12 protein-coding genes and 1 pseudogene are annotated in these 18,508 nt (G+C 38.4%); 9 read left to right on the forward strand and 4 right to left on the reverse strand.

The genetic code is table 11. From position 1 onward, the window contains the following. The first annotated feature begins 48 nt into the window (after window positions 1-48). From AAFX60_006010 to AAFX60_006020, 3 genes are all read left to right on the forward strand, one after another. Window positions 49-762 (forward strand): sulfite exporter TauE/SafE family protein, encoded by a 714-nt coding sequence (locus AAFX60_006010; GenBank protein XDF78896.1) that lies wholly within the window; start codon window positions 49-51, stop codon window positions 760-762. A 68-nt stretch (window positions 763-830) separates the two neighbouring features. Then, window positions 831-1,622 (forward strand): arylamine N-acetyltransferase, encoded by a 792-nt coding sequence (locus tag AAFX60_006015; GenBank protein ID XDF78679.1) that lies wholly within the window; start codon window positions 831-833, stop codon window positions 1,620-1,622. A 138-nt stretch (window positions 1,623-1,760) separates the two neighbouring features. After that, window positions 1,761-2,270: an N-acetyltransferase gene (locus AAFX60_006020; protein XDF78680.1), complete on the forward strand. Its 510-nt coding sequence runs from the start codon at window positions 1,761-1,763 to the stop codon at window positions 2,268-2,270. 87 nt (window positions 2,271-2,357) lie between these two features. Here AAFX60_006020 and AAFX60_006025 read toward each other — a convergent pair. Further along, window positions 2,358-4,309: pseudogene (locus AAFX60_006025) on the reverse strand (BCCT family transporter). 451 nt (window positions 4,310-4,760) lie between these two features. Between AAFX60_006025 and AAFX60_006030 the strand changes: the two are divergent. The 3 genes from AAFX60_006030 to AAFX60_006040 all read left to right on the forward strand — a co-directional run bounded on the left by AAFX60_006030 (window position 4,761) and on the right by AAFX60_006040 (window position 9,648). Then, window positions 4,761-6,797 carry a prolyl oligopeptidase family serine peptidase gene (locus AAFX60_006030; protein ID XDF78681.1) on the forward strand — a complete coding sequence of 679 codons (2,037 nt, stop codon included), beginning with the start codon at window positions 4,761-4,763 and terminating at the stop codon, window positions 6,795-6,797. 308 nt (window positions 6,798-7,105) lie between these two features. Further along, window positions 7,106-9,040, forward strand: coding sequence for a hypothetical protein (locus AAFX60_006035; GenBank protein ID XDF78682.1), 1,935 nt, complete (start codon window positions 7,106-7,108; stop codon window positions 9,038-9,040). Beyond that, a complete protein-coding gene (locus AAFX60_006040; GenBank protein ID XDF78683.1) occupies window positions 9,019-9,648 on the forward strand; it encodes a hypothetical protein in 630 nt (209 codons plus the stop codon). Before AAFX60_006035 ends, AAFX60_006040 begins: the two co-directional genes overlap by 22 nt. 85 nt (window positions 9,649-9,733) lie before the next feature. On the opposite strand, the gene AAFX60_006045 is transcribed toward AAFX60_006040, so the two are convergent. Further along, complete coding sequence (locus AAFX60_006045; GenBank protein XDF78684.1) at window positions 9,734-11,221, reverse strand: oligopeptide:H+ symporter; 1,488 nt, start codon at window positions 11,219-11,221, stop codon at window positions 9,734-9,736. A gap of 756 nt (window positions 11,222-11,977) precedes the next feature. On the opposite strand from AAFX60_006045, the gene AAFX60_006050 reads away from it, so the two are divergent. Beyond that, complete coding sequence (locus AAFX60_006050) at window positions 11,978-14,035, forward strand: hypothetical protein (protein ID XDF78685.1); 2,058 nt, start codon at window positions 11,978-11,980, stop codon at window positions 14,033-14,035. Between the two features lie 38 nt (window positions 14,036-14,073). Then, window positions 14,074-16,248 carry a hypothetical protein gene (locus tag AAFX60_006055; GenBank protein ID XDF78686.1) on the forward strand — a complete coding sequence of 725 codons (2,175 nt, stop codon included), beginning with the start codon at window positions 14,074-14,076 and terminating at the stop codon, window positions 16,246-16,248. Between the two features lie 164 nt (window positions 16,249-16,412). Here AAFX60_006055 and AAFX60_006060 read toward each other — a convergent pair whose 3' ends face one another. Beyond that, window positions 16,413-17,378, reverse strand: a complete 966-nt coding sequence (locus AAFX60_006060) for a phosphotransferase (protein ID XDF78687.1) — start codon at window positions 17,376-17,378, stop codon at window positions 16,413-16,415. A 34-nt stretch (window positions 17,379-17,412) separates the two neighbouring features. Continuing rightward, window positions 17,413-17,871 (reverse strand): RNA methyltransferase, encoded by a 459-nt coding sequence (locus tag AAFX60_006065; protein ID XDF78688.1) that lies wholly within the window; start codon window positions 17,869-17,871, stop codon window positions 17,413-17,415. Between the two features lie 94 nt (window positions 17,872-17,965). On the opposite strand from AAFX60_006065, the gene AAFX60_006070 reads away from it, so the two are divergent. Further along, a complete protein-coding gene (locus AAFX60_006070) occupies window positions 17,966-18,439 on the forward strand; it encodes an NYN domain-containing protein (GenBank protein XDF78689.1) in 474 nt (157 codons plus the stop codon). Window positions 18,440-18,508: the final 69 nt, after the last annotated feature.

Below are 18,508 nucleotides of genomic sequence, written 5' to 3' on the forward strand. Positions count from 1 at the left end.
TTCTGTTTAGCCTTTATTCAGAAGGCATTTTTTATGGAGCCGACTTTGATGGATCTTGGTTTATTATCTGCAATGTTTCTTATCTTTATAGGATCATTTGTCCAAAGTGCGATTGGTTTTGGACTTGCTATTGTTACTGCGCCACTGCTATTTTTAATTTCTCCTGATTACGTTCCTGCCCCAATAGTGATTGTCGGTTTATTCTTATCCATTATTAATGCCTATAAACATAAAGCGAATGTGTCTTTTCGAGGCTTAGGGTACGCATTTTTAGGTCGGATTCCCGGCTCTGTATTCGGAGGTTTACTGCTTTATTACGTAGATGCAAAACTGCTGTCTCTTTGGATTGGTGTGGTTGTATTACTTGCTGTTGCGATTAGTCTGCTTCCATTTCGTATTGAACCAAATAATTCAAGAATGACGATTGCAGGGTTTTTCTCTGGTCTATTTGGCACCAGTTCAGGTATTGGAGGCCCTCCAATGGCCTTGTTATTACAGCATCAAGAAGCGAACCTTATTCGAGCTAACTTATCTGCTTTCTTTGTTGTGAGTAGTTTTATTTCTCTTGCTGTGCAAGTACCTGCAGGATACATGAGCTTGAATCATTTATATCTTACGCTGCCATTACTTCCCGCTTCGGTTATCGGTTATCTGGTCGCAATGAAAGTAGTGGATAAAATCGATAAAAGCACCATCAGAAAAGTATCACTAGTGATGTGTTCTATCTCAGGTATTGCTGCGATAGTATTAGGAATGAGGTAGCTTCTTTAACTATAGTTATAACGTTATTAATTTAGAGATATCACTTAAGTTAGACACAAGGACATGAAATGAATCAAGAAATGTTAACTCATTACTTTAACCGTATTGGCTTACCTAAGGATACGGCATTAACTATTGAAAACCTTAAAATGATTCATCGTGCTCAACATAGAACGATTCCTTTTGAGAATATTGATATTGTAAATGGCCAATCCATTCAATTAGCTGATGAGGTAATTTACGAAAAACTTGTTAACAACAAACGAGGTGGATATTGTCATGAATTAAATGGACTTCTCTTCACTGTGTTAAATGCCTTAGGATTTGAAGCAAGAGTTCTATTAGGAAGAGTTCATTTATCTCCTGAACCAACAGGGCGGGGACATAGAGTAACCTTGGTGATGCTCAACGGTCAGCAATGGTTGGTTGATGCTGGTTTTGGCACGTTTACACCGAGAGAACCATTACCTATTGAGTTTGATAAAGAGTTGGCGACGGATCTTCAAGTTTTTCGTTTTCTTCGTGATGAAGATTACGGTGTTTTGCTGCAAGTTAAAGAATCTGACGAATGGCTGAGCCTCTATAGCTTAGATATGGGTTATGTGTGTAAAGGCGATTTAGAGTATGCAAATCATTTCTCTTCAACACACCTTGATTCTGTTTTTACTTCAGGAGTGATTGCTGCGTTATCGACACCAGAGGGAATCAATACCTTGTCGAATCAACAATTAAAAATAAAGAAAAATGGAGTAATTCAGCAAATTACATTAGCGGATGAAACTTCCTATTTTAAGGCACTAAAAGACTATTTTGGATTAGAGCCAAATTTATCTTATAAAAAAATTGAACAGCATTTTTAATAAAAATATCTATTGACCTGTCTAAAGCTTCATAGTCTATGCTTTATCAAGTAAACGGAAGGCGTTTTATTTCAAATGAAGAAATGATTTATTTGAAGTGGTGCGCCTTCAAAACGGTTTAAAACATTAGAGATAGACATGAAATTTAGAATAGAAAAAGAATCCGATCATAAAGCAATTGAAAACATAACTTATAAAGCGTTTGAAAACCATCCGCATCATGCTCCGGGTGTAAAACCAACAGAGCATAAAATCATTGAACGATTACGTGAGAATAATGCACTTACTCTGTCACTTGTGGCTGAGAAGGGTGACACCATCATTGGGCATATTGCATTTTCACCTGTATTAATTAATGGCAAGGACTCGAAATGGTACGGTTTAGGGCCTGTTTCGGTATTACCTGAGCATCAAAGTGAAGGTATTGGTTCACGTTTAATTCGTCTAGGTCTTGAACAATTAATCGAGCAAGGTGCGGAAGGGGCTGTGTTACTTGGTGAGCCAGAATATTATCAACGTTTTGGCTTTAAATCGGATGAAAAATTAATACTCGAAGGCGTACCTGCTGAGTATTTCTTAAGTCTGCCATTAAAAGAAATTGAAATGCCTCAGGGTGAAGTTAACTATCATCCAGCGTTCTTTGAATAAATAGAGCTGATAATTCGTTACATTGACATAAAAAACCGCTGGAAGTTCAGCGGTTTTTTCATATTTAGCATTTGAGTTAATGCAAGATTAGCTTGGCGTGTTCAATCTTGTTTTAATCGCCAATTTTGCTTCTTCATTTGCTTGTAGTGCTTCTTCTTCAACTTTCTGACGCATCAGTGCATCAAAGGCAACACGTGCTTCTTGAGCAAGCTCAGACGCTGCTAATTTCGCTTCTTTAGCATTTGTCGAGTCATCAGTTAGTTGACGTAATTTTTCAATGATCTCATCAGGTGCATCACCTAAATCAACACTTGATTCACCACGAGCTAATGCTTCTTTACGTAATTGTTTTTTCAGCATCCAAATAGCATCGTTCGCTTCACGCTCAAGATCAGCTGCTTCAATTGCGTTATCACGTAGCTGTTCAAAGCGTGCCAATGCTTGGCCTTCTTTACTCCATGGATCAACATCTGGTAAGTCAGAAATGTTGATAACAGGATCAACGTAATTATCTTGGTGTGATAAATCCAGCATGGCTGCTTTAACACCAGAGATCATTAGCATGATAGCGATAACTAATAGAGGTAAACCACCAACAATTGCTGCTGTTTGTAATGTTGCTAGGCCGCCCATAAACATCAATGCTGATGGCATGAATGATAGGGTGAAAGCCCAGAACAGACGGTTCCAACGCATTGGATCTTCAGTTACGTTCGTTTGTACTACTGACGCTAAAATGTAAGAGATAGAGTCAAACGTTGTCGCAGTGAAAATCACACATAACAAAGTAAACACAGCAATCACAAAAGTACTGAATGGCAGTTGTTCTAAAACAGAGAAGATAGCACGAGTTGCGCCTTCGCTATTAAGAATACCAACAACGTCTAATTCACCAGATAATTGCAGTGATAAACCGTAGTTACCAAGAATGATGAAGTACATTGCACAGCCTAAAGAGCCGAAGAATACTGCACCTGAAACCATCTGTTTAATCGTTCTGCCACGTGAAATACGAGCAACGAACAGACCCATGCTTGGTGCAAATACTAACCACCATGCCCAGTAGAAAATCGTCCAGTCTTGTGGGAAGTGCGTATCCGCAAAGGTACCCATGCCACCAAACGGTTCTGCCCATGTCGCCATTACAAAGAAGTTAGATAGCATACGACCGATTGAGTCTAAGCCTGTTTCCAACATAAAGATGGTTGGACCGCAAACTAATACAAACAGCAGTAAACCTAACGCACCCCAGAAGTTAATGTTACTTAAAATCTTAATGCCTTTGTCCATACCCATGTACGATGAGTAAGCAAAGATAGCGGTACAAACCATAAGTACTAAAATCTGGCTACCTGTTGTTGCAGGAATACCAAATAGGTAGCTAATACCTTCGTTGATAAGTGGTGCTGCTAAACCTAAGGTTGTTGCTGCGCCGCCCAATAGACCGAAGATAAACAGTACATCAATAACTTTACCCAGTTTACCAAAGCTGTTTGCTTCGCCAATAACAGGCATTAAAGCAGCAGATACTTTTAGTACAGGTTGTTTACGTACGTAGAAGAAGTAAGCAATTGGAATTGCAGGGATCATATAGATACACCAAGCAATTGGACCCCAGTGGAAAATGCCATAAGTCGCCGCCCAACGTACTGCTTCCTCACTGCCAGCTTCTAATTGAAACGGAGGATTTTGGTAGTAGTATGCCCATTCAATCGTACCCCAGTACAAAATACTGGCACCGATACCGCCACAAAATAGCATTGCCGCCAAGACGCCAGTGCAAATTCAGGCTTTTCATCTGGATCACCCAGTTTGATTTGGCCGATATCAGAGAACACGATGTAGATCATGAAGAAAAATGCCGCTAAACCTAGCCCTAAATAAGCAAAGCCCAATTTGTCGGTCATAAATGTTTTAGCTACGGCAATCCACTCGGCACCTTCAGCTGGGAATACCAGTAAAGGAACTACAACCGCACAAAGCAGTAAGATTGCGCCGAAAAAGGTGGGTTTATCGATAAGCTCGAAGTGTTTTTTCATTTTTATTGTCCGTAATAAAAACAGATTTAATTAAGTGCGCGCACCAATAATTCCCCGTGCTGAGGGAATTCAGACGGGTTCAACTTAAATAAATAGAGTATAAATATTGTGTGCGGACGTATTTTTGTAAGTAATGTAATGCTCGAAAAATATTCAGGTCACGATTAACCTGAATCGACGATAAAATAGAGCGAATTTGTCAATCTGTCGACAAACTTATTTCTTTATTTTATAAAAAGTGTGATCTGGATATCATAAAAATAAATTACGAAAAGTCGCTGTTTAATAAACATTCTAAACGAATAAAAAGTGTCAATGATTGGTTTTGATTGAACCTTAATGCTCTCGGTATCAATAACTAGTCTTAAACCACCAAACAGTTGCATTCCTATTTTTAATGGGCGTATTCTACAAACAGATAACACAAACTAATTATAAATAGGGATGCATTATGATTTATCCTTTCACAAAACAAGACTCAACCGTCGACCACTATTTTTCACATGCTATTGCTGATCCATACCGTTGGCTTGAAGATGACAGAAGTGAAGAAACAGAAGCGTGGGTGAATAAACAAAATGACGTCACTTTCAATTACCTTTCCCACATTGATTTTCGTGACGATATCCGATCTTTAATCGCAAAAGGTCAGGATTACCAAAAAACGTCACAACCATTTAAGCGTGGTGAATACACTTATTTTTATCAAAATGATGGCTTACAAAATCAGAGTGTTCTGTATCGTTCAAAAGAAGGAAAGGACGTTGAGGTTTTTCTTGACCCAAATACGTTCAGTGAAGAGGGAACGACTTCTTTAAGTGTTGTTAGTTTTTCAAAAGATGCCTCATTAGTGGCGTATTCGATTTCAGAAGCGGGCAGTGATTGGCGCAAAATCATCGTATTAAATGCTGAAACCAAAGAGCAAATTGAAGCGCCAATTGTCGATGCTAAATTTACTGGTATTTCATGGTTAGGTTCAAAAGGCTTTTACTACTCAAGCTATGATAAGCCAGAAGGCAGTGAGTTATCAGCAAGAACAGATCAGCATAAACTCTATTTTCATGAGATAGGCAAACCACAAGCCGATGATGTTTTGGTGTTTGGCGGAAATGAAGAAGAAAAACACCGTTATGTAAGTGGTTATACAACGGAAGATGATGCGTATTTGGTGATCTCAGCGTCTACATCAACATCGGGTAATAAACTGTTTATCGAACCATTAAACAGAGACGGTTCATATCGATTAACCGTACTTGATCATACGGATTCAGATACCTATGTGATTGAGAATGAAGACACACACCTGCTGATGTTCACGAACCTAAATGCACCTAATGGCAAAGTGGTATCTTATGATGTTGTTACCGGTGAGTGGACAGACATTATCCCTGAACAACCACAGCCATTAGATATAAGTGTTGGCGGCGGTACCTTGTTTGCAACTTATATGGTTGATGTACTTAGCCAAGTGAAGCAGTACGATTTTTCAGGTAATTTATTACGCGAAATTGAACTACCGGGTGAAGGCCAAGCTACGGGGTTCTCAGGTAAAAGAGAACAAACTGAGCTCTTCTTTACCTTTACTAATTACGTTACACCACCAACGATTTATCAATTTGATGTAAAAACCGGCGAGACAGAACTGTATTTAGCGTCTGCTTCACCTTTTGACTCAGAGAAGTTTGAATCGAAACAAGTGTTTTATACATCAAAAGACGGTACGCAAATTCCAATGCTTATCTCTTATCGTAAAGGCATTGAGCTTGATGGTAGTAACCCAACGATTCTATATGGATATGGTGGTTTTAATGTCAGCTTAACACCAAACTTTAGTGGAGTAATGGCCAGTTGGTTAGAGCTTGGCGGTGTGTATGCGATTCCTAATATTCGTGGTGGTGGCGAATATGGAAAAGAGTGGCATAAGGCAGGAACACAGCAACAAAAACAAAATGTATTTGATGACTTTATTGCTGCTGCCGAATTTTTAATCTCAGAAAAATATACCGACTCATCACATTTGGCAATTCGTGGTGGTTCAAATGGTGGATTGCTGGTTGGTGCGTGCATGACTCAGCGACCAGAGTTATTTAAAGTTGCTCTGCCAGCGGTTGGTGTTTTGGATATGCTTCGTTATCACACTTTTACTTCTGGTGAAGGTTGGGCGTATGACTACGGCACTTCAGAGCAAAGTGAAGAGATGTTTAACTATCTATTAAACTACTCACCAGTGCATAACGTGAAAGAGGGCGTTGAATACCCTGCAACATTGGTAACAACTGCTGATCATGATGATCGCGTTGTTCCTGCTCATTCTTATAAGTTTATTTCTGAGCTGCAAGCCAAACAATCGGGTGATAATCCTGTGTTGATCCGCATTGATGTTAATGCCGGTCATGGTGCCGGAATGCCGATATCCAAATCCATGGATTTAATGGCTGATGTTTACGCATTTACCTTAAGTAATATGAAGGTGAATCCGTTTGAGTAAATAAGTAAATTTGGTTTTGTTTATCTTTCAATAAATTAGCAATATAGCGTTTATCAATAATGTAGAGCCACATGCAGAATTGTGTGTGGCTTTTATGTGTTATTTAAATAATCTTTAAATTCAAATGGTTATATTGATGCTATTAACAATGTTTTATTACAGAAAAATAAAGCTGGAGTTACATAACAGTAATTAAAACTATGATGTGTTGTCGATCGCATTGATGTTTATTTTTTGTTGGTAATGTTATTTAATTGATAAAAAATACATCCGTACTATATAAATCACCCAATATATACGGAGATATTATGAATTTTCCAAAAACGTTGTTGGCCAGTGTAATCGCCTTGTCATTGTCAGCTTGTGGTGGAGATTCTTCATCAGATAGTGGCACAACCACACCAAATGAAAGTAACGTTGCTCATGTCGGTAAAGCAGCAGATGGTTACTTACAATACGCAAATGTCTGCTTGGATTTAAATAACAATAAATTCTGTGATGATAATGAACCTTCAGCAACTACAGATGAAGACGGTTCATTTACTCTTGATGTCACTCAAAAACAATTGGAGCTTCATCCTTTACTTGTTGAAGTTATTGCTAATCAAACCATTGATAGTGATGCACCAGGAGTCGTACTCACTAAAGGTTATTCATTGACGGCTCCTGCGGGATCGGATTTTGTCAGTCCGGTGAGTACATTCGTTCAAAATCAAATTGAAAAGGGAAGTACGCCTGAAGAGGCGGTTGAGATTGTTCAAAGTCAACTGGGAACAGAACTCGATATCACAAAAGACTACATTGCAGAAAAGCAGAACAATACATTAAGTGATGCCGAAAAAGCAGAGTTTGAAAAACTGCATAAAGTCGCTCAAGTTACGGCGACTATTTTAGCGGATAAATTCGATGAGCTAAAAAATTCGGCCGCACAAAATGGCATTTCAGACAAAGAGTTAATGAATGTCATTACAGAAGAAGTAAACAATGCAGTGACTAACATTGTCTCTAGTGTTCAAGCTGCCGGTGATGGATTCGATGTCAGCAATGTAGCTAGTGCCGTTAAAGATGGAAGTATTAATATCACCACTGAAAATTTGCAAGACAAAGTGGATGTAAATAATGCCGCTCTTGGTTCGAAAAAAGCAAGCGTTGCAGAGTTAGCAGGGAATGAAGGCTTACTTTGGTTAGGCAGCAACAGCGGTATCGCACCACGCTTAGAATACGGAGTTATTAGTCAGGACAGTGATAACAATGTAGATGAAGAAACATACTTCTCTAATGCCGATTTCGATGGTTTTGAACTGCAAGTTGCAGACTCGACGGTTAACCTTCAACGAGCGCTGACTGCGGATGGCTGGGTTACTGCTGACGACACAATTGTTACTATTGAATCAAGACCAGATGGAGCTGAGACACTAGTCACGGCAACTCGAGATTTATCTCTTAAAGCTAACATGAAAAAAGTGGATGTATCTGGCCTGAATGTTAAAAAGATTTTAGCGAAAACCGCTGATGATGGTGTTTGGACAAGCCTTTATTCAGAAACTCTCGATTTCCCTCAAGGTACTTACGCATATAATTTAAAAATGCAGCCAGAGGTGGAATCTTATTACACCTTTAATGAAGGTAATTGGTGTACTGAAGAGCAAAAAGCAGAGCGTGGCGGAATGTGTAACTCGGTTGCTGTTGAAACTGGAGTTGGTCCGGGAACGCCTGCCACATCACTTGATCAAATATTTAAAGACGTAGCGGATGGTGACGTAAACGCAACGGCAATCATGGCTGGTATATCAAATGGTGGGATTTTAGTTGAAATCGTTGCTGGTGGTGTCGTTAACTTTTATACATGGGACTACATGAACCCCGTATCAGAGGTTATCGCTGTAGGTCAATGGAGCGACATTAATCATCACGGCAAAGTATTAAGAAAAGTCATTGCGCCTGAAGCGTTAATGAATCGAGACGATATTACATGGAACAACTTTAATCGAGATGATGGCAGTTTGTATCTAACTGTCGTTGATGGTTTTGTGCGTGTTGCAGGTGAAATATCGCTTCAAATTGAAGAAGAGTACGTGTTTGGTGCAAATACACTTCAGTTCCTTAAAGACAGCTTACCGACTGCTCTTACGTTTAACGCGTGTTTAGCAAGTCTAGAGGATGCAAGTTATGTTCTAGAGTCGGGTCATACGATTACTTATGGTGCACAAAAATCAGTTTCTTGGTTAATGATGGTGCGTTAACTGAGTATATTGAAACGATGGAATACATGGGAAATAACTTCTCATGGGCGAGTGCGTATACCAACATTTATGATATGCCTGCTTGGATTGCAGCTACAGATGGGAGTTTAGATAAAACATTATTTAAATCTCATGATGCTGATTTCAACTTACTAGCAATGGAAGAGCTATATCACGATGCCGATTACCATTATGGTGAAGAGGGGTTAAACCCTGACGGTTCTTTTGGTTGGTGGGGTAGTTTAAAGGCAACATTACCAGCGAAGAAATTAAGCTCATCTAAGCTTCTTAATTACGTTTATGCCGACTCGTACGAGAAAGTATCACTCGTTTCACTTAAGAACTTAGATTTGGTTGGAGGCTCTTTTAACGAGCTTGAGCGTAACGTCATTAATTACTCTGAAACCTATGAAGGTAAAGAGTCTGTTACTGTTGAAGCCGGTACATTTGATGCTTGCCGAGTAACCGAGAAAGTCTTTGTTGGTGATGTGGTCGATATAAATACGCGTTGGTACATTAACCGTGGTTTCATCAAACAAGAAATGGCAGCACCGTCATGGGCACCAGTTTATAACCGTGAAGCTTTGTACATTATAGGGCTAGATTAAACTGCTAATTCGTAATAACGATATTTAACGTCAAACGCTCCTAATTTAGGAGCGTTTTTATTATTTACTGATTAGCTAAAAATACTTATGGTTGCTCAACCAATTCAGCGTCTTCAGGTTGTGAGCTTGTCATCATCTTATTTAATTTAGGTGCAGTGACTGCCATTACAATAGCTACCGCTAAAGTAACAAAACCAATGTTTTGGAATAGCTCAGTATAAACAGGCAGTGTATCCAGAGGATCGGTTAAATGCTCTGGCGTTGCACTGAATGTGGCTACATAACCACCAATGATGAAAGAAGCGGCTTGAGTTAAAAACCATGCGCCCATCGTAAAGCCCATCAAACGTTGTGGAACCAAACTCGCCACCATCGCAAGGCCGAGACCACTAATCATCAACTCGCCTAAACTTTGGAATAAGTACACCAATATCATCCACCAAACCGAAACCATACCGGCTTGGTCAGCAAACCAGTTGCCTGCGGCTGCAACAGATAAGAAACCAAAGGCACACATAAACATGCCAACAGTGAATTTACCTGGCATAGATAAATCTTTGTTTTTGTTTCCATAGTAAGTGTATAGATAAGCCAATATAGGGCTACAGAAAATCACCCAGAATGGATTTAACGCTTGTAGACTAACAGGGTTAATATCAATACCAAACAACTCAGAGTGGACGTTATTAATAGCAAAAAAGTTAAGTGATGTTGGCATCTGAGCATATAACACGTAGAAAATGATCGCTTGCAGCATAAGAATGAAAGCCACAATCATTTTGTTGCGTTGTTCACCTGTTTCTTTAAACGTTTCTTTTAAGAAGAAGCCAACCACACCAACACCGATTAGACCGAGTGCTAAGTTTGCCATCATGATGTTTTGCAATAGCCATGCACACACTAGGGTCGATGCGATAGTACCAATTAAAACGATAAGCGCTTTGGTTTTGTTGAGAGGCAGAGCATCAGGTTCAGAGCCAATCCCTTGCACTGTACTGCGCAATGAAAAGTAGCTAAATAGACTAGCGATAAGACCCAATCCACAGATGATAAATGCGTATTCATAACCATAATTATTAGCGATAACAGGGCTTATAGAAAGGGAAACCAGTGAGCCAATATTAATGGACATATAATAAAGAGTGAATGCGCCATCTAAGCGTGAATCGCCTTTCTCATAACACTTAGCCAGTAGGCTTGATGGGTTTGCTTTGAATAAACCATTACCAACAGCGATAGCCCCAAGCGCTACATAAATAAAGTTCGGGTTTAAAATGGAGAAACCCATTAAAAAATAACCCAAAGCAAGAACAACGGCACCGAATATCATGGTGCGTTTTGTTCCTAGAACATAGTCTCCGACGTAGCCACCAACAGAGACAAGCCCATACACTAAGGCCGCGAATGCACCAAAGGTAACGAAGGAGTCTTGCATGCTAAAGCCAAGCTTATCTACGAAGTAGACGGCGAGGATCCCTTGAAGGCCGTAGTAACCAAATCGCTCCCATAATTCAATGAAAAATATCATCTTAAATGGTTTTGGTTGGTTTAATATACTTACTTTATTATCCATATTAGTTATTTCACCTAGCTGTTTGTTATTATGTGCGCATTAAAAACTAATTATGAAAATTAAAACGTGATATTTGTTTGTTTTGTAATCTAGTCTCTGTGATCAAGCTCGCATTAGATTAAATGCTCTAATAATTAATCATTAGGAAAACCGAGTCGAGTAACGTAATTACGTGTCTACTAGGTTGCATAAGTTATTGATTGGTTGAAATTAAATATCATTAATGTAACTGGGTGGGATTTCAGAATAATAAACTGCATTAGATTTGTTCATCTAAACTGATTATTTTTTGATGCGTATAAAGAGTGAAGACGTGTTTGGGATGGGGGGCGTAATGCTATTCGTTACTTTGATGCTTTTAAAGATAAAAAGGTAGTCAGAGTTAACGTTGGTGTATCAAAGAAGAAATAGTGGTGTCATTTCTAGTACTAGTTTAAACCGTGATGTGTTGTACATGATTGAATTAGAGTAAATCGATATGCAATGGAGATACTTAACTTAAGCATTCTTATTTGATTTGATGGATGAGCTTTATTGAGCCAAATAATATAAGTTAACGAATTCAATTAACTTACCGAAGAATATTTTAAAAGTAATTATTGCTTGTATTTTCGAACTCCAAAATTGTATTACATCATTAACGTAAGTTTTGCTTTAATCTGTTAAAAATAGCACGTTTTTTTATGTAACTGATTGACTACAAACTTCAATTGGAGGAAAAATTGCATATCTAACGTTCATACCAAGGACATGTTTGTGTATATCGATTTAAAACGAAAGCTAAAAGAAATTCCGATAGAACAATTAAACGAAGAATATGACTTCTCTCTGGGATGGGGTGGCTACGGAAGTGTAGATTGGCAAGAAGTAGTTAGTGAATATAGAACTGTTATCTTATCTGAAGCTGGTACAGGTAAAACTGAAGAGCTTAAATATCTTACTAAAAAGCTTCGTACAAAAAACCTTCCTGCTTTTTTTATTCGATTAGAAGATCTTTCTGGTGATTTTGAAGACGCTTTTGAAATTGGTAGCTATGAAGAATTTACCTCTTGGATGGAATCTGAAAATGAAGGTTGGTTGTTATTAGACTCAATAGATGAGGCTCGCTTATCTGATCCAAGAGACTTTGAGAGAGCAATAAAAAAAATATCTAGGCATCTTACTACTATGTTCGATCGTGTGCATATTATTTTATCTGGGAGAACATCGGCATGGCGTTCTAAAAGTGATTTATCTTTATGCAACGATAAACTTCCTCTTGGTCGAAATGTGACTGGTAATGCTAAAGATGGCGAAAATCCAATTGATAATATTTCAGCTTCCAATTTAGCTACACGTACTGCATTTAAGTTTTATCAGTTGGTTGAACTAAATCGTGAACAAATACAAGTATTTGCTGAAGAAAAAGGTATTTCCAATTCAATTAAATTACTTGATGATATCGAAAGAGTTGATGCCTGGGGATTCACAACGCGTCCTCAAGATCTTATAGATCTTATCGAGTATTGGAGTGTTCATAATAAACTCGGTTCACGTATGGAGTTAATGGAAAGTAATATTCAGAGGAAATTATCAGAACGTTCTCTCGATAGAATCGAATCGAATGAACTTCCGCAAGAAGAACTTTATTCTAAAGCTCAAACATTGGCAGCAGTTGCTACTTTAACGCAGATTCCACATATTGAACTCCCGGAAGGTTCAAGACACTTCTCAGGCAATTCATCAACGTCAATTTTGCTTGATTGGAATAGTAATCAGGTTCTTGACCTCCTAAAAAGGCCTATATTTGACGAAGCTATATATGGCGCGGTACGTTTCCATCACCGCTCTGTCAGAGAATTCCTGACGGCTAAGTGGATTAATGCCCTTTTGTTAAAGAGCACTTCTCAGGCATATATAGAATCTCAATTTTTTCGAACTCAGTATGGTATTGAAGTATTAACCCCTACATTACGTCCCATACTTCCATGGTTAGTCATTTGGAATGAAAACTTTCGTAAACGCGTATCTAAATTAGATCCTAAAGTATTTTTTGAAGGTGGCGATCCAAGTCAATTAGACCTAAAAGTACGCAAAGATATTTTGCGAGATGTATGTGAAGAGTTAGCTAAAAAAGTCCCCGGGCACCTTCAATACGATATTGTGGCAGTGCAGCGTTTTGCGAGTCAAGACTTAGTAGAATATATCCGAGAACTTTTTAATATGTATTCTTGTGATGAAGAAGTGCTTGGTTTTTTACTTCGAATGATATGGAGAGGCCGAATCAAAGGATTGGAAAAAGAAGTAATTAAAACGATAGAGAGCCCTGTTGTTGATAAATATATTCATATTTCTGCGATAAGAGCAGCTAAGGCCATATGCTCTTCTGAAGTTGTAAATAATATTCGAGATTACTATTTTAATAATAATTCTGAGTTAAATAGAGAAATACTGTCGGAGTTAGTCGAAGATTTAGAAATAAATAATAAAAACTTAAAGTGGTTGATAGCTTGTTTTAAAAAGCTAGCTCCAAAAAAAGAATATTCATATGACAGATTAGGTGAGAGCATAATACAGAGCTTAAAAGGTGCTAAAGCTGATGAGTGTTGGACAATTATTATTCAAATAAAAGAATTATTGGAAATAGGACCGCTTCATGATACTTGGCATTATCAAATTTCAAAAAAGTATGATTGGCTAATACCTGTAGTAGCGGCATTAATTGATAAGGTTATTAATGAGCGAGTTTTAATTGCTCTTCAACCTGAAGTGTTAGAGCTGCTTCAAATGATATCGACAGTTCGTGAATATGATATTAGGGAGTTGACGACCTAAAAGAAGATTTTTCTAAGAAAATACCAGCATGGAGTGAGTTGAATTGGGCGCTATTTTGGTCTTCTCTCGAAAAGACAAGGAAAAGTGTACAGTGGAAAGTGCAAAACTTTAGGCAAGCCTCTTTATGTGGGCATTACTGGAATTTTGGTCTTGATGATTTTGACCAAGCCTTATGGGAACTTAGTAATAAAAAAGATTTTGATGATCGAAAAGTTGTTTTGTCTTTAGTTTTTGATTTATATAAGTCATCCGGAGATAGACCGACTTGGTTAACTAAAATCAAAGATTGTTTATCTGATAGTCCTGATCTTTTAGAATATTTGTCTTTATTGATAGATCCACCTCCGCCTTCACAGAAAGAGCAGGAATTTGAAAAACAAAATAAAAAATGGGAAATCAAACGGAAAGCAAGAGAAGATAAAGATAAAAAATTCCATGATGATTGGAAAAGTTGGCTGAACTCTAATTTCAAGAAAATTACAACAGAGCAAATAAAAAAACCTGGAGTCCTTACTAACGCATTGTGGTATCTACATCATCAAACAGAGAAATCGGATGATTCTTCTTCTCGCTGGACATGTTATAACTGGCTTTCTTTAGAAGGAGTGTTTGGGAAAGACATCGCAAAATTCTATCGTGATGGAGCAGTTAACTTTTGGCGAAATTATAAGCCCCAGATACGCTCGGAAGGTGCCGATTTTAACAAAACAAGCGGTACAGTTATTTTCGGCCTTACAGGATTAGAGATAGAGGCGCACGAGAACAAAGGGTGGATAGCTGAACTTACTCCTAAGGAAGTTGAGCTTGCCTGTCGTTATGCATCTTACGAACTTAATGGATTTCCGACTTGGCTTCCGAAGGTATTTATTGCTCATCCACAAGAAGTCTCCGATTTCTTGTGGAGAGAGATCAAGTTTCAGTTAAAGATTGAAACTGAAGATAGTCAGATCCATTACATTCTAGATAAAGTTAATTGGACTGGGGAATGGTGTTGGGATTCAATATCCCCACGAATTCTCAATTTAATTAAGAGGGAGCCAAAAAATCTTGAGAGTTTGGAAACATTACTTAAAATTCTGATGAACTCAAGTATTGAGTCTGATGCGCTTATACAATTATCATCTAAGAAATGTAAGCAACTAAAATCTTATACGCATTTAGCTCGTTGGTATGCAGTCTGGGTTGCTATAGAACCATCAAAAGCTATCGATAGCCTAGAAAGTAAACTATCTAAATTCGATGATAAGGAGCAAGAGCTGTTTGCTATGCTTTTTGTTACGAGTTTAGTCGGTGGTCGTCGAAATAGAGTTACTCATGAAAGAAGTGACTTTAAGCAGCCTGCATATTTAAGGCGTTTATATATGCTCACGCATAAGTATATTCAAATAGAGGACGATATAAATCGTTGTGATAGCGGTGTATATAGCCCTACCTTGAGAGATGATGCTCAAGATGCGAGGGAGCTTCTCTTTCGCGAACTAGATGCATTGAAAGGTAAGGATGCTTTTTATGAAATGCAGCAATTGGCACTTTCCCATCCTAATCTGAATTCTAGAAAATGGATGCTAGAAAAAGTTAAAGATCATGCTAAAGCTGATTGTGAACTAGGGCCATGGAAAGCTAAGCAGGTATTAGATTTTCAATATTGTTTAGAGCGAACACCTAAAAATCATGCAGAACTAGCTGAGTTAGCAGTTTTTAGATTAAAAGATCTTAAACAAGAGCTTGAGGGAGGGGACGACAGCATTGCGAGCACTCTTCAAAAAGTAGATGTGGAAACGGAGATGCGTAACTTTATAGCCTATATATTACGCAGTAAATCCAATGGTAGGTACAGCGTACCTCAAGAGGAGGAGATGGCCGACGCAAAAAGACCTGATATTAGGTTTCATGGCAATGGTTTTGATGGGCCAGTTCCTGTTGAGCTCAAACTTGCAGAAAACTGGACAGGACCACAATTGGTTGAACGTTTAGAAAATCAACTATGTGGTGATTATTTAAGAGATAATAGATCAAATATTGGTATTTTTTTACTTGTTTTGAGAAAGAAAAAGTCTGGTTGGGTACTACCTAATGGCAAAGCTAATAACTTTTCAGAATTGATATTTATGCTTGAGCAACATTGGAAAACTATTTCTAGTAAATTTGCTAATGTTAGAGATATTCAAATAGTTGGAATAGATTTGATGCGAAGAAGTGATAAGAGGGAATAATTGATTGACCGCTTATATTGTTGATTCTTATTTACTTTGGTTGTATTAACGCTTAACTTGTGTGTAATTAGTAAAACTCTAACTCATTTTGGCTTAAGTTAGTTATAAAACTCCCATACAATAAAGGTCGCTTACACGGCCTTTATTTCAAACTTTATAAACAATTATTCACTTAAAAAAGCCAAAGCCCTCAACTTAACTCCCTCAGTATACCTATTTATCTTCCAATGCTCTGGACTCCAGCCTTTTACAAAGCGGTGGAAATCAGCCCATGCAATGCAATAAAGAGGTCGCCATTCTGCTTCTATTTCAAGGGTTGTTTCTAATTGGTTTTCACCTAATGCGTGTTTGATTTGCTCAAAGTAGTGGTCGAGTAATTCGCTCTCAAGCTCTGCGCATTTTTCTGGGGGAATGCAACTGCTGATAAATAAAATCACATCCTTCATACCGCAGCCTTTTCCTATGTATTGGAAATCAACCGCAGCAACGTGTTTTCCATCTTCAGAAAAACAGAAGTTCGCTAACTTAGCATCACCATGAACAAGAGTTTGATAACGGGTATTTTTAAGTGTTTGATCAATCTTAAACGCAGCGTCTTTTAATGGTAAATCTGTTAAGGCTTCAAGCTCATCAGGGCGTGTGTCTAAATGCCAATAAGTACCCGTTTCCCATAATCTTATTGGCTGCGTGTCTAAGTGCTCGATATGAAAATACGCAAGCCAAGTTAAACAGGCTTTGGCTTCGTCTAATGATACGTCGGTTTTTACAAGAGGAAAGCCAGCGGTCGCCAGATCCTCAAGCACTAACACGAGCTCATTATCACGTCGCTCTACGTATAAACAGCAGGGTACAGGATTATACAGTGACACTGAGTTGGCATAATCTTGATACCAATTGAGTTCCACTTGGTATGAGTCGAGTTTACGTTGGTGTGATAAATCTGTATTCCAACCTCTAGGATGCACTTTAGGTTTTGGTAACGTGATTTGTTTGATGATAACTGAGGAAGTAGGGGCATTGCATAAATGCAAACGCACCAACTCCCCATAACCGCCCCACAAGGTTTGTAGCGTATCGGCCTGAGTAATTGATGCGTTTTCGAAACCCGAAATACGTGATAAATCAAACATGTCGAGTTCCTTTATTCATCCAGTTTAATCTAGATTACTTATGGTTTGAGAAGTTGTCGCCTTTTGCCATGCGATCGTACATGATCACGTTTACCGCAGCCGCAAGGTTCATACAACCATTGGTAGGTACGTAAATCGTTTCACGACAGAAATCGGTGATCTCTTTTTTCAGCGTACCATCTTCAGGGCCAAAAATGTAAAACGCACGTGGTGGGTGCTTGTAATCTGGCAGTGGTTTTGCACCTTCAATCAAATCAACGGCTACAGGCACACAATCTAGAGGAACGATGTCTCTTAGATCTTCAACACCGATTAACGGTAGGTTTAAATGCTGACTTTTTGTATCCGTACAAAACTGCTTAGCAATGTCATAACGCTTTCCTGTGTAGAATACAGAGTTTACGCCATAGCAACCCGCAGCGCGCATTACAGAGCCTACGTTTTCAGGTGTTTTTGGGTTTACTAAACCAATACAAGAATAGCCTTTAGTCATTTTTACCGTCTTTCTCTTACAAAATTTGCGCGAAGTATACCTAAATTGATGTCATTCATATAGACTCATTAGAGAATTTCCTAAGAGAATGATTATGAAAACAGTAGCAATTTTGGTTGATGTGCAAAACATCTATTACACCACGCGTGATGTCTACCAGCGTCATTTCGATTACAACGCATTATGGGCAAAAGTAACCGAAGGAAGAACCGTGGTGGGAGCGAACGCCTATGCTATTGCTCGTAGCGATGATAAACAAAAACAGTTTCATAATATTCTTCGTGGTATTGGTTTTGATGTTAAGTTAAAACCCTTTATTCAACGCCGTGATGGCTCGGCAAAGGGCGATTGGGATGTAGGGATCACCCTTGATGCGATTGAACTGGCTGAGCAGGCTGATATTGTAGTTTTATTGTCTGGTGATGGGGATTTTGATTTACTCATTAAGCGAATTCAGTCACGTTTTAATAAAGAAGTTGAAGTGTATGGCGTGGCAGATTTAACCGCTAATTCACTCATTGATGCGGCAGATCGCTTTATTCCAATTGAAGATAATCTATTGTTATAAAACAGATTATCTATTGTAGGTCGTTGTGTTAAGTAATCTGTAATTGAGATAATTATCATTCTACGCCTT

The sequence above is a fragment of the Aliivibrio fischeri genome, from assembly GCA_038993745.2.
Classification (GTDB): domain Bacteria; phylum Pseudomonadota; class Gammaproteobacteria; order Enterobacterales; family Vibrionaceae; genus Aliivibrio; species Aliivibrio fischeri_B.